Source organism: Pseudoduganella sp. HUAS MS19, from assembly GCF_053615455.1.
This window is the reverse complement of record NZ_CM132133.1, coordinates 6044281-6063904: the sequence shown is the minus strand read 5'-3', so window position 1 is coordinate 6063904 and position 19624 is coordinate 6044281. Positions and strand designations below refer to the sequence as shown.

Below are 19624 nucleotides of genomic sequence, written 5' to 3'. Positions count from 1 at the left end.
GACTTGTCCCGGCTTTGTGGAATTTTTGCTAACGTAATCGATCTTCACACTACGCATTATAAAAGCTGCTGCGTAGGTAGTGGCGGCGGAGGTGCCGGAAACCGACCATCAGCAAGGCGGAAGCGGGCAAAGCCAGCAGTACGCCGACGAAGCCGAACAGCTGGCCGAAGGCCAGCAGGGCGAAGATCACGGCCAGCGGATCGAGGCCGATACGCTCGCCCACCAGGCGCGGCGTCAGGATAAAGCCTTCGATGACCTGGCCCAGGCCATAGATGATGGCCACTGCCACCAGCCCGCTCCAATCCGAAAATTGCAGTACCGCCGCCATCAGCGCCAGCAGCAGGCCAAGGCCAAAGCCGAGGTAGGGGATGAACACCAGCACGCCGGACAGGATGCCGACCGGCAGGGCGACGTCGAAACCTGCCACCGCCAGCGCGGTGGAGTAATAAACCGACAATACCAGCATCACCATCAGCTGGCCGCGCAGATACTGCGCCAGCAGCGCGTCCGACTCACGCGCCATCTCCATGGTGGCGCCGATATAGCGGCGCGGCACCGCGCCCGCGATGCGGGCTAGCAGTTGATGCCAGTCCAGCAGCAGGTAGAACAGCACGACCGGGATCAGCACCAGGGTCGCCAGCCAGCCCAGCACCGCGCTGCCGCCAGTGCGCACGGAATTCAGCACGGCGGTCCAGATCTGGTTGCCGCTTTCGGCCATCTTCTCCGCCACCAGGGCCCTGATGCTGGCGCCGTCGAGAGTGAACTCAACGCCCAGCTGCTGCAGGCGCGGGCCCAGCGTGTCGTTCAGCTTGGCCAGGAAGGCGGGAATTGCCGCCTGCAGCAGCGGGATTTCCTTCTGCAGCACCGGCACCACGATCAGCAGCAGCGCCAGCACGGCGGCGCCAAACAGCGTGATGACAATCGACACCGCCAATGCGCGCGGCATCCGCCAGCGCCGCAGCAGGCGTAAGCGGCACAGCTTGTCGACGGCAGGATTCAGTGCGTAGGCGAAAATGGCGGCCGCCAGGAAGGGCGTGAGCACCGGCCCCAATATCCAGAGCAGGAAGAAAAAGGCAGCCCAGACCGACACCCAGAAAAGCGTTTGTTTTTGTTCTGCCGAGAGGGGAAGGGGCATCTGCGCGGGCGTGGTCGGGACGAAGGAAGGGCTATTCTAACGCCTCTGCTGTTAAAAACACCATGCGCCGGGCCTACCAGTAGTTTAATATTTCCATAAATAAACTCTGATGTGATGCCATGCTGTCTGTCCGTACCCATGCCGCCGTAGCGGCCCTGTCCCTGGCATTTGCCGCGCCTTCCCCTGCCATGGCAGCGGACGACGGCGAAAAATGCGAAGGCTTCAACCGCTTGCTGTGCATGCCCATGGCTGCCGCGGCCAGCGTCGCCGGCGCCGCAGCCGACGCTGCAGCCGGCGTCGTCGAGGCGGTGAACTTCAAGAAGCCATCGTCCAAGGTGGTAGATGCGACGGACGAGGGCGACCTGGCCCGCATCAAGCGCTTCGACCACAGGAAGGATCCCAGCTTCGCGCCGGAAAACATGCTGGGCGTTGCCGTCACGACCTACCTGACCAAACCCGATCCGGCTAAGGACGCCAAACGCTTCGCCGTTCTCGAATACCTGGTCGGCAAAGCCGATATCTCGGGGGAACTGGGCACCGTGCTGCTGCAGGAAACCGTGAACAACGCTTACTTCACGCGCAATGCCCCGCAGGAGAGCTGGCCGCGCCGCCTGGCACTGGCCCACCTGCTGGTCAAGCAAGGCGCCAGCGCCAGGGGCATCAACCTGTCGACTTGTGATTATTGCGAAACAGACAACGAATTCCTGGCGCTGCTGATCCAGTCCGGCGCCAACCCGAATGTGCAGTCGACCAGCTATTCGGCCCTGCTCAACCGCTTTATCCGCAAGGACCAGTTCGACGCCGCCAAACGCCTGGTCGCCCTGGGCGCCGACCCCAACGGCAGCACCTGGGGCAAGCGCAGCATGCTGGTGCGCCTGGTCAGCGAATGCGACCAGGACATGACGCGCAAGCTGGTTTCGCCCGAGCGCTTCGAAGCGGAATGGCAGAAATGCGTGTCGGCAGTGACAACCCGGGTCAGCTTCGCCATCGAACAAGGGGCCGATCCGAACGGCAAGGCCAGCCCGGACAACGAGTGCCTGACCCCTTACGAGGTGGCGCTGGAAAAGAAGAACGAAGAACTGGCGCAACGCCTGGTCAAGCTCGGCGCGCGCCCGGGATTTGGGCAAATTTGCCGCTCCGGGGGCTGAAAAACGGCGGTTCCGGGGGCAAAAATGCTAAAATAGCGGACTTGCCGTATTCGGCCACCGCTTTTCCATTCTTCCGCCTCTGTTGCGACAACACCATGAGCCAACCTTCGAATGTTTCCCTGTCCTACCGTGACGCAGGTGTCGATATTGACGCCGGCGACGCCCTAGTTGAAGCGATCAAGCCATTCGCCAAGCGCACCATGCGCGAAGGCGTGATGGGCGGCATCGGCGGCTTCGGCGCGCTGTTCGAGATCAGCAAGAAATACAAGGAGCCTGTCCTGGTTTCCGGTACCGACGGCGTCGGCACCAAGCTGAAACTGGCGTTTGAACTGAACCGCCACGACACCGTGGGCATCGACCTGGTGGCCATGAGCGTGAACGACATTCTGGTGCAGGGCGCCGAGCCACTGTTCTTCCTCGACTACTTCGCCTGCGGCAAGCTGAACGTGGCCACCGCCACCGACGTGATCAAGGGCATCGCCAAAGGTTGCGAAATCTCCGGCTGTGCACTGATCGGCGGCGAGACCGCGGAAATGCCATCCATGTACCCGGACGGCGAATACGACCTGGCCGGCTTCGCAGTGGGCGCGGTTGAAAAGTCGAAGCTGATCGACGGCTCCAAGATCCAGCCGGGCGACGTGGTGCTGGGCCTGGCTTCTTCGGGCGCCCACTCCAACGGTTACTCCCTGGTGCGCAAGATCATCGAAGTGGCCAAGCCGGACCTGGAAGCCGATTTCCACGGCCGCAAGCTGGCCGACGTGCTGATGGAACCAACCCGCATCTACGTCAAGCCGCTGCTGGCGCTGATGGAAGCGATGGAAGTCAAAGGCCTGGTGCACATCACCGGCGGCGGCCTGGTCGAGAACATCCCGCGCGTGCTGGCCGACAACCTGACCGCAGAACTGGACGGCGCCTCCTGGACCATGCCGCCGCTGTTCAAGTGGCTGCAGCAGCACGGCGGCGTGGCCGACGCAGAAATGCACCGCGTGTTCAACTGCGGTATCGGCATGACCGTGATCGTGTCCGCTGAAAACGCCGACGCAGCCGTCGCCCAGCTGACCGCAGCCGGCGAGACCGTCTCCCGCATTGGCAAGATCCGCACCCGCGCCGAAGGCGAGCACCAAACCATCGTTGTATAAATAAATGGGGACGTACCCCATTTTTTTGTCCACTTTGGGGTCAGGAACGATAGTGGACATTTTCCGGCGGAATGTCCACTTAGGTTCCTGACCCCAAGGTGGACTATTTCCGCGTGAAATCCATGATCCAGTTGGTTTGCCAGCTGGTGCCATCATCCCAGGAATAGGCTTGCTCCCAGCGCGCCTGGCGCTCGCTGCTGCGGGTCCAGGTGAAGCGTACGCGGGCCGTGCGGCCCTTGTAGACCTCCTCTCCTTCGAAGCGTCCCACGCCGTCGGCATCGAAGCGGCCGACCACCGGCGGCAGCAAGGTGCCGGTGGCGGGATCGAGCCCGCCGTCGCGGTTGGTCAGCCAGTAGATGCTCCAGCGCCCGGTGGCCGGATCGAATACGCGCAGCGTCATTGCCACGAAGCCGGGACGCCAATTGCCCAGCGGCCGGTATTCGTCATAGTTGCCGATGCCGGCCGGCAGCGCATGCACCAGGTTGCTGGCGCTGAAGCTCTCCCATGGGCTGTCCGGGTTGGCGTAATCGGACTGGCGGCGGTTCTGTACCGTCCAGTCGCCGTGCAGGAAGTCGAAGGCGTGCCGGGCACGTTCGATGTCGGCGCCCGCCGCAGCCGTCCCGCCCACGGCGCCAGCCGCGCCACTTGCCGCCAGGGCCAGTGCCCCAATCAGTTTTTTCATGCTTGTCTCCTGTGTCAAAGAGCCACCATGCTAGGCGGCCAACAGGCGAGAACTTGCCCTATATGACGTGCGGTATCTAAATCCGATACCAAGGGGATTTCCTTAGGCCGCGCCGCAGGCCCAGCGCGATGATCGCGTCCTGACAAACAAAAGGACACGCCATGCTCACCACTATCTTCATCGTCTTCGCCGCCTGTTTTGTACTGGAGCGCCTGCGCCCCGGATGGAAGCTGCCGCAGGTTCGCACCTGGCCGGTGCGCGTACTTGCCATCAACGCCGTGCAGCTCGGCGTAGTCCTGCTGGCCGGCGTGAGCTGGGAGCGCTGGGCCTCGCAAGGCTCGCTGCTGCACCTGTCCGACCATGTCGGCCCGGTGGCCGGAGGCCTGCTGGCCTACTTCATCGCCACCTTCGTGTTCTATTGGTGGCACCGGATGCGCCACGAATCGGACCTGCTGTGGCGCCTGTTCCACCAGATCCACCATAGCCCGCAGCGCATCGAAGTCATCACCTCCTTCTACAAACACCCCGGCGAAATGATCGTCAACTCGATCATCGGCAGCTTGCTGGTATATGCCTTCCTTGGCCTGTCGCCGGAAGCGGGCGCGGTCTATACCTTGTGCACCGCGCTGGGCGAATTCTTTTACCACACCAGCGTCACCACGCCGCGCTGGGTCGGCTGGTTCTTCCAGCGGCCCGAGATGCATCGCATCCACCACCAGTACGGCCGCCACAAGAATAACTACGGCGACATCGTGTGGTGGGACATGCTTTTCGGCACCTATGAAAACCCGGCGAAGTTCGAATCCACCTGTGGCTTCGATCCCGACAAGGAAGAGCGGCTTGCCGACATGCTGGCCTACAAGGACGTACACCGGCAAGGCTAAAAACATATAATCCTGTCATGCAAAATATGACATCGCGCCTTCTTCTTGCCGCAATCCTTGCGGCATTCGCCACGCAGTCATCGGCGCAAACCGTGCCAACTGGCCCCAGGTGCGACGGCGCCGCAATGATTGTTTGTGCCCCCATCGCCGCGGCGGTCATTGCCAGGAAAGCGCTGCAGCAAGGTTCGACAGACCGGCGCCTGGCAGCCGCGCTGGAGCAAGGCGATGCGGACAAAGCGCAGCGTTTGCTGAAGAAAGCAATGCGCCGTAAGCCGGACGCTGAAAAGATGCCCTACCTGGATGCCGCTGCCCAGGCCTATCTGAAGGATAAGGAAGCGGCAAAGCAGCCGGCAAGGCTGGAGATCGTCAACTACATTCTCGGGAATATCGACCTGCGCGGCGAATACGGCAGCTCGTTCCTGCAAAAATCGATCGCGGATTTCCATTACACATACGAGTCATCCGAAAAATATGCGGAGCGCCGGCTGGCCCTTGTCCAGGCGGCACTCGCACACGGTGCGAGCGCCCGCAACGTCAGCCTGGGCAATTGCAGGCATTGCGAAGCCGACGTGGAGCTGATCCCTTTGCTGGTCAGGAACGGGGCCCATATCGCAAGCAGTGCTCCCTTGTTGACCAGTCTGGTCGAATTCGGATACTACGACGCCGCGCGCAGGCTGATCGAGCTTGGCGCGGATCCCGACGGGGCAATCTACGACTGGCGCGGCCCGCTGCACCACGTCGCCGAGCGCTGTGCACGCTGGAACTTTGGTGACGGTATGCCGCCGCAAGAGCTTGAGCGATTGCGGCGGCAATGCGCGGAAACCACGATATCGTTCGCCCGGTTCGCGATCGGGCGTGGCGCCGACCCGGACGGGCGCTCTTCCGTGCAAACGCTCTGCGACACCCCGTACTCGCTGGCGCTGCAGGGCGGTAACAAGCCACTGGCGGAGACCTTGCGTACGCTGGGCGCCGACCCCGGCTACTCCCAGCGTTGCAAGCGGGACGCTCCGCCTGGCGCGGTACCTTGAAGTATCAGCGCAGCGGCAATGCGATCGGCCGCATCGGCGCCGCATCGGCACCGCGCAGCTTGAGCGAAGCGCCGATAAACGCAAACTCATATACCTTGTCGCGCGCCAGTTCCTCCAGGTTGACCAGCTCCATGATCGGCACCCCGTGTTCGGCCAGCAGGTAGGTGTGGACCGGGATGTAGTTGTCCTTGGCCTCTGAAGGGAAGGCTTCGAAACTCAGGTTATCCGCGCCCACCACCATCGCGCCATGCTGCTCCACCAGGAAGCGCGCCGCATCCAGGCCCATGCCCGGCGGGTTCTGCATGAAGGCGTGCGCCTTCTCGAACTGCTGCATGCGGCCGGTGCGGATCAGCACCACGTCGCCCTTCTGCAGCCGCACTTTCTGCCTGGCCAAAGCCTCGGCCAGGTCCTTGCCGGTCACGCGGTAGTTATCCGGCAGCATGGAGACTCCTTTGGCCGCCGCCACGTCGATCAGCACCCCGCGCGCCACGATCGGCGGCAGCTTCTCCGCCCCGGCCACCTTCCAGCCACGGTCGCCCAGGTGCTCGGAAGCCTTGAAGCCGTTCCAGATCTTGCCATTCAGGCCGAAGTGATTCAGCGCGTCGATATGGGTGCCCATATGCGCGTACATCGAGATCGCGCTGCCCGAGTAGCTGACGTGCTGGTTCATGGCCTTGCCGGTTTCCATCGGGTCCGACAGCACATTGCCGTGCGGCGTATGGGTCATCCACATCAGGTAAGGCGGATCGCCGGCCGCCTGCCAGCTCGGCATGCCGACAAAATAGTCCACCGACAGGTCATACGCACGGCCGCCACTGATGCGGGCCAGAATGGCCGCACTGGACGCCTGGGTGACCAGGTTGAGGCGGCCGATTTCATCCTTCGGCCCCCAGGGACTGGTGCCCGGTTCGGCAGCCATGGCATGGGCGGACAGCAGCAGGGCGGCAAGGGCACTTGCGAGTTTCATCTTGGTTCCTTTGAAAGAAATGACAGTGAAGCCAGCATATTTGATTCTGCTGCTAAGATAATCAGGCGTTTTTGATAAAGACTTTTTACCTGGAGGATCGAATGGACAAGCTGGCGGCCATGCACGCCTTTCGCCGCGTAGTCGAGCGCGGCAGCTTCAGCAAGGCAGCCGAGGAGCTGGGCCTGTCGCCGGCGGGCATCGGCAAGCAGGTGCGCTGGCTGGAGCAGGGCCTGCACGCCGCGCTGCTGTTGCGCACCACGCGCACCATGCGCCTGACCGACACCGGGCGCGCCTATTTCCAGGAATGCTGCCGCCTGCTGGACGAGCTGGACGAACTCGAGCGCAGCACCAGCGGCGAGCAGGCCGCCATGAAAGGGCGGGTGCGCATCAACGCCCCGATGTCGCTCAGCCTGACGGTGCTGGCGCCGCTGCTGGCGCGCTTCATGGACCAATACCCGGAGATCGACGTCGAGCTCACCATGGCCGACCGTCTGCTCGATGTGGTGGCGCAAGGCTTCGACCTGTCGCTGCGCGTGCGCACCACGCTGCCCGATTCCTCGCTGGTGGTGCGCTCCGCCGGCAAGGTGGAGCAGTGGCTGTGCGCATCCCCGGCCTACCTGCGCCGGCGCGGTGCACCGCAGCGGCCGCACGATCTGCTGGCGCACCGCGCGCTCGCCTTCCGCCTGGCCGAAGCGCCTGGCCTGTGGCGGCTGGAAGGTGAGGGCGGCATGGCCGAAATCGAACCGCCGGTGCGCATGTGGCTGGACAACAGCCTGATGCTGGGACAGATGCTGGCGGCCGGGCAGGGCATCGGTTCGCTGCCCTCATTCATCGCGCGGCCCATGCTGGCGCAGGGTGCGCTGGAGCGCGTGCTGCCGGCCTGGCAGCTGCAGCCGCGCATCGCCTACATCGTCTACCCCGGCAACCGCCACCTGCAGACCAAGGTGCGCGCCCTGTCCGACTTCCTGGCGGCGGAGCTGCCGGCGCTGCTCTAGCGCTTGAGGATCTTCGGCACCGGGGCCGGGCGCAGGCGGTAGGCGTCCGGCATGCCGGAACCGAGCAAGGGACGCAGGTACATGCGGAAGGCATCGGTCACGCCGGTACCCTTCTCGTCGATGAATTCATCTTCCATGGTGCGAGTCTTGCCCGCCACCGCTTCCAGCGGCAGCAACTCGTAATCGGCCGAATAGAAACCGGTGCGCTTGATCGCTACCGAACCATTGCGTTCGCCCCACATGGCGAATTGCACGGCCTTTTCGCCGACCTCGCGTGCCTCGCGCTGGTCCACATCGGATACGCAGCCGATGAAGGAGCGCTGCAGGTAGCCGAAGGTGTCGCCGCGCACCCGTTTGATGCCCAGTTTGTCCTTGATCTCATCGCACAGCAGGTCGGCCAACGCACCGGTGCCGGAGAGCTGCACATTGCCATGCGCATCGCGCTCCACCTCCTTGGCCAGCAAGGTGGCGATCGGCTCGCCGGAAGCATCGTGGATGCCTTCGGACACCGCCACCACGCAGCGCCCGTAGCGCGCATAGTTGTCCTTCACGTCGGCCAGGAATTGCTCGATCGAGAACACGCGCTCCGGCAGGTAGATCAGGTGCGGCCCATCGTCCGGGAATTTTTTGCCCAATGCCGAAGCGGCAGTCAGGAAGCCGGCATGGCGGCCCATGACCACGCCCACGTAGACGCCCGGCAGCGAGGCGTTATCGAGATTGGCGCCGGCAAAGGCCTGCGCCACGAAGCGCGCGGCGGAAGGAAAGCCCGGCGTGTGGTCGTTGCCCACCAGGTCGTTGTCGATGGTCTTGGGAATATGGATGGCGCGCAGCGGATATCCCGCAGCCTGCGCCTGTTCGGCCACGATGCGCACCGTATCCGAGGAATCGTTGCCGCCGATGTAGAAAAAGTGTTCGATCTCGTGCGCCTTCAGCACCTTGAAGATTTCTTCGCAGTACTTCAGGTCCGGCTTGTCGCGCGTCGAGCCGAGGGCGGAGGAGGGCGTGGCGGCGACCAGTTCCAGGTTATGGCTGGTCTCCTGCGTCAGGTCGACGAATTCCTCGTTGACGATGCCGCGCACGCCGTGCAGCGCGCCGTAGATGCGCGTCACATTGCGAAAGCGCCGCGCCTCGAGCACGACGCCGACCAGCGACTGGTTGATCACGGCGGTCGGACCGCCCCCTTGTGCGACCAGGATTTTGCCAGACGACATCGCGCTGCCTCCTTCGGTTGAGTGACGGACGAGCCGCCAGCTTACTCCGTTTTCGGCTTCACACCGATATGCTTGTCGAGGAATTTCTCGACGCGGGCCCAGAAATCGATACGGTTCTCCGGCAGTTGCCAGCCATGGCCTTCCTTCTCGTATTCAACCCATTCCACCTGCTTGTTATTCTTCTGCACCGCGTCGCGCAGGCGGATGCCGTGCACCAGCGGCACGCGCAGGTCGGCGCCGCCATAGGCCATCAACAGCGGCTGAGTGATGCGGTGCGCCTGTTCTACCGGAGAGGTGGCCAGGAAGCGCTCGGCATCCTTTTGCGGGTCGCCGATCAGCTCGGGCATGCCGTAGCGGCGCCAGGTTTCGCTGGCGTCGTCGCGGTACATCCAGTGGCCGGTGAACAGCAGCTTGATATCAGTGACGCCGATCCAGTCGATGCCGCAGCGGTACAGGGCGGGATCGTTGACCAGTCCCATCAGCGTGGCATAGCCGCCGTAACTGGCGCCGGCGATGCAGATGCGCTGCGGGTCGGCATAGCCTTTGGCGATGGCCCATTTGGTAGCGTCGGCGATGTCATCCTGCATCTTCAGGCCCCACTGTTTCCAACCCGAGAAAAAGTGGCGCTGGCCATAGCCGGTGCTGCCGCGAAATTCCGGTTCCAGCACGGCATAGCCGCGCGAGGCCAGGAATTGCACTTCAGGCTTCCAGCCCCAGCTCGTGCCACGGGTGTACGGCCCGCCATGCACCAACACCACCATCGGCAGTTTCTTCGCCTCCTTCTGTGGCGGCAGCGTCAGCATGGTAGGCACTTCCTGGCCATCGCGCGCCACGATACGCACCTGCTCCTGCTGGCCCATCTGGTCCGGGGCGATGCCGGGGTGGGTGTCGCCGACCTTGTTGAGCTTTTTCGTGCCGCGGTCGAACACGTAATAGCCCGATGGGCGGGTGTCGGAGAAGGCGCGCACCAGCACGTTCCGGGCCTGCAGGTCGGTTGGCAGGTCGAGCATGTTCACGGTCTGCGGCAGCAGCTTGTCGATGTCGGCCTGCAGGGCCTGCAGTGCGGGGTCGAACCACTGCGTGCCTTCGCCATCCTGCAGGTAGTGCACGCCGACCAGTTTTCCGCCGCGTATGACAAGGCGGCCGTCGAAGTCGAAGCCTTCCAGTGCAATCAGGGGCTTGTCATCCAGCTTGCCGGTTGCCAGGTTGAGACGGAAGATGGAGGCTTTGTCGGCGCCCTGGTTGGTCCTGACGTACAGGATGTTGTCGGCGCCGAAGGCCAGGGCATCCATGGCGTTGGCGTCAGGCGCGAAGGCCTTGAAGCTGGTGAGGGTGCGCCACGGCGTTTTTTCGTCGTCGCGCACCTTGATTTCAATCACGTCCTTGTTGAGCATATAGGCAAGGCGCGCGCGTCCTTCCTGGTCCAGCAGCCAGGCCACAACGTCGCCGGGGCGCTCTACCAGTTGGCTGCGACCGGTGACCGTGTTCACGCGCAGCAGCCTGGCGTCGTTGACAGTTCCCTTGCCGCTGAACTGCAGGTCCTGCGCATAGGTCCACTCGGAATCGGGCAGGCCGGTCTGGCGGTGCATCGCAGTGTGCCATGGCAGCATGTCGCGTTGCGCCGAGCTTTGCTTGAGTCCCTGGCTGCGGCGCGACGCAAGCTGCTTGAAGCGGGCGCCGTCGCGGTCCACCGCGTACAGGCCAGGCGCATACATCGCATCGCCCTGCGCCACTTGGCGGTCATTGGTATCGAACACCAGGCGCTGCTCGCTTACCCATTGAACGTTGGCGATATCGGTATCGCTGAAGTGGGCCACGATCTGGACCTTTTGGGTGGCCAGGTCGACCACGGCCAGCATATTGCGCTTGCCCTTGGCGCCGACTTTGGCGGCGACATGCTTGCCACTGGGGGAGATGATGGCGTCGCTGAATGCCGGGTTTTCAAAGAATGCTTCCACCGATGGCGGTGCCACCGCCGCTGCGGCGGCCGGTGCGGCGGCCATCCCGAGCGAAATTGCGAGAGTGAGGGAGAGGATTTTCATGGAAATCGAATGTTACCGGAATGGCAAGGCTAAAGACTCGCCGAATGTAACGACCATCGATTTTTGCCTGCGAGCTGGGCGTGCCGGCGGCATCGCCCCCGCAGCTGCGCGCGTGGCGGCCAGTACTAGCAGGTACCCGGTTGGCACCCGAGAAAGCGCTCCCGTTCGCGCCTTGCCAGCACTCCTTGCCGCGCCGTCTCCCGATCCTTCGCCTCTTGCCTGATTCGCGCTTCGATGGCCCAGCGCTCCCGGTCGGCGCGGGCCTGCGCGGCCCTCTGTTCCTGATCGGCGTAAATCCGTTCGCGTTCTGCCGCGCGCACTTTGAATTGCTCGTTGGCGCGTTTGAGCTTCTCCGCGTCCGCTTCCGTCTTTTGCGCGACCTCGGCTTCCCGTTGCGGGGCCCTGACATCCAGCGTGCTCGTCTTGCCTTTGCCTGCACAGGGTTGGTCGGTGAAGGTGACTTTGCCGCTTACGTCAGTACACTTGTACATCGTATCGGCGCGCGCGTTGCCGGCGTTTGCCGCCGCGGCGGCAAAGATCGCGAATGAGAGGGTAAGGTTCAGCATTTTCATGAGGCAGCATCTTACCGGACGAGCCGCCAGCTTACTCCGCTTTTGCGCCAGCGCCGATATGCTTGTCGAGGAACTTCTCGACCCGGCCCCAGAAGTCGAGGCGCGTCTTCAGCGTGCTCCAGCCGTGGCCTTCGCCGATATACTCGACGAATTCGGCATCGGCCTTGGCGTCCAGCAGCGCGCTGCGCAGCTTGTTGTAGTGTGGGACCGGGACGCGGCGGTCGTCGGTGCCATGTGCCAGCAACAGCGGACGCTTGATGCGGGCGGCCTGCTTCAGCGGCGAGGTCGCGACGAACTGCGCAGCGTCCTTCTCCAGGTCGCCCACCAGCACCGGCACGCCGTAGGACTTGTAGTCGGAAGGCAGGTCGGACAGGACGGCCATGCCGCTGGAATACTGCAGCGGGATGTCGGTGACGGCAGCGTAGGCAATGCCGCAGCGGTACAGGGCTGGATCGTTGACCAGGCCCATCAGGGTCGCGTAGCCGCCGTAGCTGCCGCCCATGATGCAGATGCGCCCAGGATCGGCGATGCCTTGCTCCACCGCCCACTTCACGCTGTCGGCGATATCGTCCTGCATCTTCAGGCCCCATTGTTTCAGGCCGGCGTTGAACAGCTTCATGCCGTAGCCGGTCGAGCCGCGGAATTCCGGCTCCAGCACGGCGTAGCCGCGCGAAGCGAGGAACTGGCTCTCGGCATCCCACCCCCATTCATTGCCGCGCACGTAAGGTCCGCCGTGCACCATTACCACCATCGGCAGCTTCTTGCCGGCGTTGGCCGGCAGGGTCAGCCAGGCCGGAACGTCCAGGCCGTCGCGTGCCTTGTATTTGACGAAGTCCTGGCGCCCCATCTCGCTGGACTTGATATCGGGGCGCGCGCTGCCCAGGCCCTTCAGCTCATGGGTCTTGCTGTTGAAGACGGAATAGAAGCGCGGCTGGCGGTCCGAGTAGCTCACCACCAGCAGCCAGTCGCTTTCCGGCTGGGTTGGCGGGGTGATAATGTTGATCATACCGCCGAGCTGCTTGTCCACCTCCGCCTGGGCTGCTTTCAGCGCCGGGTCGAACCAGGCGCTGGAGCGGGCGTCGGCAAGGTAATGCAGGCCGACCAGGCGCTTCTTCGAATACACCATGCTGCCGCCGAAGTCGAAGTCCGCCAGCGCCACCAGCGGATTCGGATCGAGCTTGCCCGTGGCCAGGTCCATCAGGTGCAGCGCGGCCTTATCGCCCTTCATCCGCGCCTTGACCAGCAGGTGCTTGTCGTCATAGAAGCCGATCGGGGCGAAGGCGTCCATGTCGCTGCCATAGGCCGCCTGCGTGAGGATGTCGCGCCATTCACCGCCGGCGTCGCGGTAATGGATGGTTTCCTTGCCATCCTTGGAGGTAATCAGGATCGTGGGTTCGCCTTTGTGGTCCAGCATCCAGCTTTCAGCGTTGCCTGGATGGCTGAGCGTTACCCCTTGTCCGGTCGCGGTATTCAGCTTGACCAGCTCGGTACGCTCGATTTCATAGCCGGCGCGATCCGACCAGATCGGGCGTTCGAGGTACACCGTGTCGGAGTCCTGGGCGCCTACCTCATCCATCAGGAAAGTGTTCCATGGTTCGAGGCGCGACTTGATATGGGTGCCGGTGCCGGAGCCGCTGGCCCGGTGTTCGACCAACTGCCGGATTTCCTTGCCGTCGCGGCTCATGGCGTACAGGCCCGGCGCGAAACGCCTGTCGCCCGGGGCCGTCATGCTGTCGGCCACCGTGTATAGCAGGCGGTTATCGTTGACCCAGCGGATGGTGCCGACGTCGTAGTCGGCCAGGCGTCCTCCGCCCACCACTTTCAGGGTCTCGTTATCGAACACCAGCACCGAATCGCGCCTGTCGTTGCTGCCGACGCGCAGGGCCAGGTAGCGGCCGCTCGGCGACAGCTTGGCGTCTTTGTAGTGGGCGTTTTCGAAGAATTGCTGGGCTGAGGGGGCGGCATGGGCCAGACCGGCCACGGTGGCCAGTCCGGCCAGGAAGTACTTGATCATCGAGTTTTTTATGGGCACACAGCGCAAAGAATGCACTGGTTTATATTCAAAAGAAATGAATGTTACCAGAATGGCAATACGAAGTGCTACTCCAATGCAACAATCGCCTATTCTGGCGTGCGTATGTGGCGTACAAGCGACAGCGTGCGCGCGTCGGGCGCAGGCGTCAGCAGGCTGACTGCAACCAGCGCGGCCAGCCCGGCCGGGACGCCGAACACGCCAGCCGAATTGGCCGCGATGCCGAACCACTGCCCGCTGATGCTGCCGCCCAGCACCGGGTTTGCATGCAGCATGTAATACAGGCAGGTGAAGAAGCCTGCCACCATCGCGGCAATCGCGCCCTGGTGGTTGGCGCGCTGCCAGAACACGCCGGCCACCAGGGCCGGGAACAGCGTCGATGCGGCCAGCGAGAAGGCCGCCCCCACCAGCGACAGGATGTCGCCCGGCTTGGTCGAGGCGGCATAGGCAGCGATAAAGGCTACCGCCAGCAACAGCAGCTTTGAGATCGTCACCCGCTTCTGGGTCGATGCCTGCGGGTCGACGATCTTGTAGTACACGTCATGCGACAGCGCGTTGGAGATCGCCAGCAGCAGGCCATCCGCCGTGGACAGCGCTGCCGCCAGGCCCCCCGCTGCCACCAGCCCCGACACCACATACGGCAAGCCCGCAATCTCCGGGGTGGCCAGCACCAGCACGTCGCTGTCGATCTGGATCTCGGCCAGTTGCACAATGCCGTCCAGGTTGATGTCGCTGATCGACAGCAGCGGGCTGGCCTTGTCCACATTGGCCCAGTAGGAGACCCAGGTCGGCAGGTGCGTAAAATCGCTGCCTACCAGCGAGCTGTAGATATCGTATTTGACCAGCACTGCCAGTGCCGGGATGGTGAGGTACACCAGCAGGATGAAGAACAGGGTCCAGAACACCGACACGCGCGTCTCGTGCACGGAAGGCGTGGTGTAGGAGCGCATCAGGATATGCGGCAGGGCGGCCGTGCCCACCATCAGGCAGAATACCAGCGCCAGGAAGTTGTTGCGCTTCTGGTCGGACTGTTCGCGGTCGGCGCCGGGGAAGGGTTCGGCGTGCTTGACCAGTTCGCGTGCGCGCGCCAGGTTGTAGTTGCGCTGTGCGGTCCACACGGCAGCCGCGTCTTCCACGGTCTTGGGATAGCCGGCCAGCGCCCGCTCGGCGGCGCGGATCTCCAGCAGCGAGCCATTGCGCTGCTTGACCATGTCGAGGTTGTGCTGGGCTTCCAGCCGCCCCGAATCCCAGGACGCCGGCAAGCCGTGCAGGCGCACGCCGAAATCCTCGGCGCGCTGCAGGAACACTTCACGCACCTCGGCTTCCTTCTGGTCGTGCGCCAGTTGCGCCTCGCGCGCGCTAAGCTTGGGCAGCAGCTTGCCGTAGGCGACTTGGGGCACCGGGTTGCCGCCATGCTTGACGGCCAGCCACATGGCCGGCATCAGGAAGGCCACCAGGATGATGATGTACTGCGCCACCTGGGTCCAGGTGATCGCCCGCATCCCGCCCAGGAAAGAGCACACCAGGATCGATGCCAGGCCGAGGAAGATGCCGACCGAAAAATCGACGCCCGTAAAGCGCGAGGCGATCAGCCCCACGGCGTAGATCTGCGCTACCACATAGGTGAAGGAAACGATGATGGTGGCGCCGACCGCCATCAGCCGCACCGCACGCCCGTTGAAGCCGCCGCCATAGCGCGCCGCGAAAAAGTCGGGAATCGTGTACTGCCCGAACTTGCGCAGGTAAGGCCCGATCAGCAAGGCGACCAGGCAATAGCCGCCGGTCCAGCCCATGATGTAGGCCAGGCCGTCGAAGCCATGCAAGTACAGGCCGCCCGCCAGCGAGATGAAGGAGGCGGCGGAAATCCAGTCGGCCGCCGTGGCCATGCCGTTGAACAGCGACGGCACGCGCCGCCCCGCCACGTAATACTCGGCCACGTTCGAGGTACGGCTGATGACACCGATCGCCGCATACAGGATGATGGTGGCGAACATGAACAGGTAGCCGATCCACAGGCGCGGCATGCCTTCCTTTTCCAGCATCGCCAGCGCGAGCAGGAACATGGCGAAGCAGCCGGTGAAGATCATGTAGTAGCGCTGCAGCTTGCGGAAGAAGGGCGTTTTCATGCCGCATCCTCGCTGCGATAAAGCCGCTCCAGTGCGCGCATGCGCCAGGCGTAGAAACCGATAATGGCCAGGTAGATGAGCGAGGCGCCCTGCGCCGCCAGGTAAAACGACAGCGGCCAGCCGAAGATGGACAGCCCGCTCAATTCGCGCGCAAAGAAAATGATGCAGAACGTGGCGAGCAGCCAGCTGGCCAGCAGCCAGCCCGTCATGCGGCGCACGCGGCGCCAGTGGCGCTCGAGCTTATCCAAAATGCGGTACCTCTTCTTCTTCGGGCGGCGTGTCCGGTGCGCGCAGCGGGAACGTCACGCGGAACAGGCAGCCGGGATATTTCGGGTCGGTGGTGCGTGGATTGGCGAACAGGTCGACTTCCGCCTCGTGCTGCTGTGCCACCTCGCGCACGATGGGCAGGCCCAGGCCGGAACCTTCGGTATTGCTGCCGAGGATGCGGTAGAAGCGTTCGAACACCTTGCCGCGTTCGGTCGCCGGGATGCCGGGCCCGTTGTCCTCCACTTCGAGCAAGCCCTGCTTGCCGGTGCGGCGCACGCGCACCGTGACCGCGCCGCCGCGCGGTGTGTAGCGCAGTGCGTTGTCGATCAGGTTGGACAGCATTTCGCGCAGCATCATCGGGTTGCCGGAAATGGGGACGTCTTCGTGAGGCGGCTCGTAGCCAAGGTCGATGCCGTAGCTGAACGAAGCCTGCACCCAGTCGTGCACCGTACTGCGCGCCAGCTCGCCCAGTTCCAGCGCTTCCATCGCAGTGCCGGCCTGCGGCTGGTTTTCGGCGCGCGCCAGTGCCAGCAGCTGGTTGACCAGGCGGGTTGCCGCCTCCGACGACTTTGCCAATTGCTCCAGCGAGCGGTGCACCTCGGCCTCGTCGGTCTGGCGCAGCGCCAGTTCCGACTGGGTGCGCATGCCGGCCAGCGGAGTTTTCATCTGGTGCGCGGCATCGGCGATAAAGCGCTTCTGCGAATCGATGGACAGCTTCAGGCGCTCCAGCATTTCATTGAGCGACTTGACCAGCGGGGTGATTTCTTCCGGCACCTGGCGCGGCGGAATCGGGCTCAGGTCGTCCGAAGGCCGGGCGCGGATGCGCTCCTGCAGCTCGCGCAGCGGCAGCAGGCCGCGCGACAGTGCAAACCACACCAGGGCCAGCACGATGGGCAGGATGATGAACTGCGGCAGGATCACGCCCTTGATGATTTCATTGGCCAGCTTGGCGCGCTTTTCCAGCGTTTCGCCCACCTGCACCAGGGCCCAGCGCGGCGGCTGCGCCTTGTCCTCTTCCAGGTTGACCCAGGTGTGGGCGATGCGGATCGGCGTGCCGTGCAGGTTGGCGTTGCGGAAAATCACCTCGCCCGAGCGGTATTCCTGCAGCTCCGGGTCTTGCCGGGGCGGCGGCAGGTCGCGGTCGCCATCGGCATGGCTGCCGTTGGGGGCACTGATCTGGTAATAAATATTATCGACGTCATCGGCGCGCAGGATGTCGCGCGCCGGGCCGGGCAGGCGGGGAATCGCGCCGCCCACTTCGCGCACCTGCTGCGTCAGCACGGTGACCGTATCCTCCAGCGCATGGTCGAAAGGCTGGTTGGCGATCGATTTGGCCACCAGGTAGGTGATGGCGATGCTCATCGGCCACAGCAGCAGCAGGGGAGCGAGCATCCAGTCGAGGATTTCGCCGAACAGCGAGTGCTGGATCTCGTTCTCTTCGGCGGCCGGGGTGTGGTCCCAGTCGGCGGCCTGCTGCTCGCCGTTCACGTGGCGGCCGGCGGCTGCGGCGGGTTGAATTTCTCCAGGCAGTAGCCGAGGCCGCGCACGGTGGCGATGCGGATGCCGCCCACTTCAATCTTCTTGCGCAGGCGGTGCACATACACCTCGATGGCGTTGTTGCTGACCTCTTCGCCCCACTCGCACAGGTGGTCTACCAGCTGTTCCTTCGACACCAGGCGGCCGGTGCGCGCCAGCAGGATTTCCAGCAAGCCCAGTTCGCGTGCCGACAAATCCAGCATCTGCTCATTGATATAGGCGCTGCGCCCGACCTGGTCGTAGGTGAGGGGGCCATGCCTGACGACCGTGGAGCCGCCGCCCTGGCCGCGCCGGGTCAGGGCGCGCACCCGCGCTTCCAGCTCGGACAGCGCGAAAGGCTTGGCCATGTAATCGTCGGCGCCCAGGTCAAGGCCGTTGACGCGCTGCTCCACGGAATCGGCCGCGGTCAGGATCAGCACCGGCAGCAGCGAGCCGCGCGTGCGCAGGCGGCGCAGCACTTCCAGGCCGGACATCCTGGGCAGGCCCAGGTCCAGGATCAGCAGGTCGAATTCCTGGGTGGACAGGGCCGTGTCCGCCTCTTGCCCGTTTTTTACGCAGTCGATCGCATAGCCGGACTGGCGCAGGGAGCGCGTCAGGCCGTCCGCGAGGACGCTGTCATCTTCGGCTAATAGGATACGCATAGGGTAACTGTACTCCAGCCGTTTGACTTTTCGCAAAGTTTGCAAAAAAGGGGTTGTCAAAAGCACTGTAATTTTATACAGTATCACCTGTACAAACGTAGTGACCCAATTCATTTAGCCGCGAAAGATCATCATGGACGACAAAAAAGCAGTAGTACCTGCATCGGAAAAAGCCAAGGCCCTGGCCGCGGCGCTGGCCCAGATTGAAAAGCAGTTTGGTAAAGGCTCCGTGATGCGCATGGACGCATCCGCCCCGATCGAGGAAGTGCAGACTGTCTCCACCGGCTCCCTGGGCCTGGATATCGCGCTGGGTGTAGGCGGCCTGCCGCGCGGCCGCGTCGTGGAAATCTACGGTCCTGAATCTTCCGGTAAAACCACCCTGACCCTGCAGGCCATTGCTGAAATGCAGAAGATGGGCGGCACCTGCGCCTTCATCGACGCGGAACACGCGCTGGACGTGGTCTACGCGCAGAAGCTGGGCGTCAACCTGCACGAACTGCTGATCTCCCAGCCGGACACCGGCGAACAAGCCCTGGAAATCTGCGATGCGCTGGTGCGCTCCGGTTCCGTGGACCTGATCGTGGTCGACTCGGTCGCGGCGCTGACCCCGAAAGCTGAAATCGAAGGCGATATGGGTGATTCCCTGCCAGGCCTGCAGGCACGACTGATGTCCCAGGCGCTGCGCAAGCTGACCGGCACCATCAACCGCACCAACACTCTGGTGATCTTCATTAACCAGATCCGTATGAAGATCGGCGTGATGTTCGGCTCGCCGGAAACCACCACCGGCGGTAACGCGCTGAAATTTTATGCATCCGTGCGCCTCGACATCCGCCGTACCGGTTCCATCAAGTCGGGCGACGAAGTAATCGGTAACGAGACCAAGGTCAAAGTGGTCAAGAACAAGATTGCGCCGCCGTTCAAGGAAGCCCACTTCGACATCCTGTATGGCGAAGGCACCTCGCGCGAAGGCGAGATCATCGATCTGGGCGTGGAAGCCAAGATCGTTGAGAAGTCGGGCTCCTGGTACAGCTACGGTGGCGAGCGTATCGGCCAGGGCAAGGACAATGCCCGCTCGTTCCTGAAGGAACGCCCGGCGCTGGCGCGTGAAATCGAGAACAAGGTGCGTGCGGCGCTGGGCGTGCGCGAGCTGCCGGCGGTGACCGATGATGGCGAAGAAGCGCCGAAGCTGCGTGCGGTCGACTAAAACCGGTACCCC

At 63.6% G+C, this 19624-nt stretch carries 17 protein-coding genes; 6 read left to right on the top strand and 11 right to left on the bottom strand.

From position 1 onward, the window contains the following. Positions 1-49: 49 nt before the first annotated feature. Positions 50-1135, bottom strand: a complete 1086-nt coding sequence (locus ACWBU6_RS27800) for an AI-2E family transporter (RefSeq protein WP_452646556.1) — start codon at positions 1133-1135, stop codon at positions 50-52. A 119-nt stretch (positions 1136-1254) separates the two neighbouring features. Between ACWBU6_RS27800 and ACWBU6_RS27795 the strand changes: the two genes are divergently transcribed. Together ACWBU6_RS27795 and purM are read left to right on the top strand one after the other, a co-directional pair. Beyond that, positions 1255-2283 (top strand): ankyrin repeat domain-containing protein, encoded by a 1029-nt coding sequence (locus tag ACWBU6_RS27795; RefSeq protein WP_452646555.1) that lies wholly within the window; start codon positions 1255-1257, stop codon positions 2281-2283. A gap of 95 nt (positions 2284-2378) precedes the next feature. Continuing rightward, positions 2379-3422 (top strand): phosphoribosylformylglycinamidine cyclo-ligase, encoded by a 1044-nt coding sequence (purM, locus tag ACWBU6_RS27790; RefSeq protein ID WP_452646554.1) that lies wholly within the window; start codon positions 2379-2381, stop codon positions 3420-3422. A gap of 103 nt (positions 3423-3525) precedes the next feature. Here purM and ACWBU6_RS27785 read toward each other — a convergent pair whose 3' ends face one another. Continuing rightward, positions 3526-4104: a hypothetical protein gene (locus tag ACWBU6_RS27785; RefSeq protein ID WP_452646553.1), complete on the bottom strand. Its 579-nt coding sequence runs from the start codon at positions 4102-4104 to the stop codon at positions 3526-3528. Between the two features lie 161 nt (positions 4105-4265). On the opposite strand from ACWBU6_RS27785, the gene ACWBU6_RS27780 reads away from it, so the two are divergent. Both ACWBU6_RS27780 and ACWBU6_RS27775 read left to right on the top strand, forming a co-directional pair. After that, complete coding sequence (locus ACWBU6_RS27780; RefSeq protein WP_452646552.1) at positions 4266-4988, top strand: sterol desaturase family protein; 723 nt, start codon at positions 4266-4268, stop codon at positions 4986-4988. Positions 4989-5113: 125 nt separating this feature from the next. After that, a complete protein-coding gene (locus tag ACWBU6_RS27775; RefSeq protein WP_452646551.1) occupies positions 5114-6016 on the top strand; it encodes a hypothetical protein in 903 nt (300 codons plus the stop codon). A 4-nt stretch (positions 6017-6020) separates the two neighbouring features. On the opposite strand, the gene ACWBU6_RS27770 is transcribed toward ACWBU6_RS27775, so the two are convergent. Beyond that, positions 6021-6983, bottom strand: a complete 963-nt coding sequence (locus ACWBU6_RS27770; protein WP_452646550.1) for a cyclase family protein — start codon at positions 6981-6983, stop codon at positions 6021-6023. 101 nt (positions 6984-7084) lie between these two features. On the opposite strand from ACWBU6_RS27770, the gene ACWBU6_RS27765 reads away from it, so the two are divergent. Then, positions 7085-7978 carry a LysR family transcriptional regulator gene (locus ACWBU6_RS27765; protein WP_452646549.1) on the top strand — a complete coding sequence of 298 codons (894 nt, stop codon included), beginning with the start codon at positions 7085-7087 and terminating at the stop codon, positions 7976-7978. Here the strand turns inward: ACWBU6_RS27765 and ACWBU6_RS27760 are convergent. The 8 genes from ACWBU6_RS27760 to ACWBU6_RS27725 form a co-directional block, all read right to left on the bottom strand. Beyond that, complete coding sequence (locus ACWBU6_RS27760; RefSeq protein ID WP_452646548.1) at positions 7975-9189, bottom strand: 6-phosphofructokinase; 1215 nt, start codon at positions 9187-9189, stop codon at positions 7975-7977. The genes ACWBU6_RS27765 and ACWBU6_RS27760 overlap by 4 nt on opposite strands. Positions 9190-9230: 41 nt before the next feature. Continuing rightward, positions 9231-11231, bottom strand: a complete 2001-nt coding sequence (locus ACWBU6_RS27755; RefSeq protein ID WP_452646547.1) for an alpha/beta hydrolase family protein — start codon at positions 11229-11231, stop codon at positions 9231-9233. Between the two features lie 125 nt (positions 11232-11356). Then, complete coding sequence (locus ACWBU6_RS27750; protein ID WP_452646546.1) at positions 11357-11803, bottom strand: DUF4124 domain-containing protein; 447 nt, start codon at positions 11801-11803, stop codon at positions 11357-11359. 31 nt (positions 11804-11834) lie between these two features. Then, entirely contained in the window at positions 11835-13817 is a 1983-nt protein-coding gene (locus ACWBU6_RS27745; RefSeq protein WP_452646545.1) for an alpha/beta hydrolase family protein, read from the bottom strand. Between the two features lie 107 nt (positions 13818-13924). Further along, complete coding sequence (locus tag ACWBU6_RS27740; protein ID WP_452646544.1) at positions 13925-15961, bottom strand: sodium:solute symporter family protein; 2037 nt, start codon at positions 15959-15961, stop codon at positions 13925-13927. Next, complete coding sequence (locus ACWBU6_RS27735) at positions 15958-16209, bottom strand: DUF4212 domain-containing protein (protein WP_452646543.1); 252 nt, start codon at positions 16207-16209, stop codon at positions 15958-15960. Before ACWBU6_RS27735 ends, ACWBU6_RS27740 begins: the two co-directional genes overlap by 4 nt. After that, positions 16202-17716 (bottom strand): sensor histidine kinase N-terminal domain-containing protein, encoded by a 1515-nt coding sequence (locus ACWBU6_RS27730; RefSeq protein WP_452646542.1) that lies wholly within the window; start codon positions 17714-17716, stop codon positions 16202-16204. The genes ACWBU6_RS27735 and ACWBU6_RS27730 overlap by 8 nt, the downstream gene beginning before the upstream one ends. Further along, positions 17713-18405, bottom strand: a complete 693-nt coding sequence (locus tag ACWBU6_RS27725; protein WP_452646541.1) for a response regulator — start codon at positions 18403-18405, stop codon at positions 17713-17715. Before ACWBU6_RS27725 ends, ACWBU6_RS27730 begins: the two co-directional genes overlap by 4 nt. A gap of 133 nt (positions 18406-18538) precedes the next feature. Here ACWBU6_RS27725 and recA point away from each other — a divergent pair, with 133 nt between their 5' ends. Continuing rightward, positions 18539-19612, top strand: a complete 1074-nt coding sequence (gene recA / locus ACWBU6_RS27720) for a recombinase RecA (RefSeq protein WP_452646540.1) — start codon at positions 18539-18541, stop codon at positions 19610-19612. Positions 19613-19624: the final 12 nt, after the last annotated feature.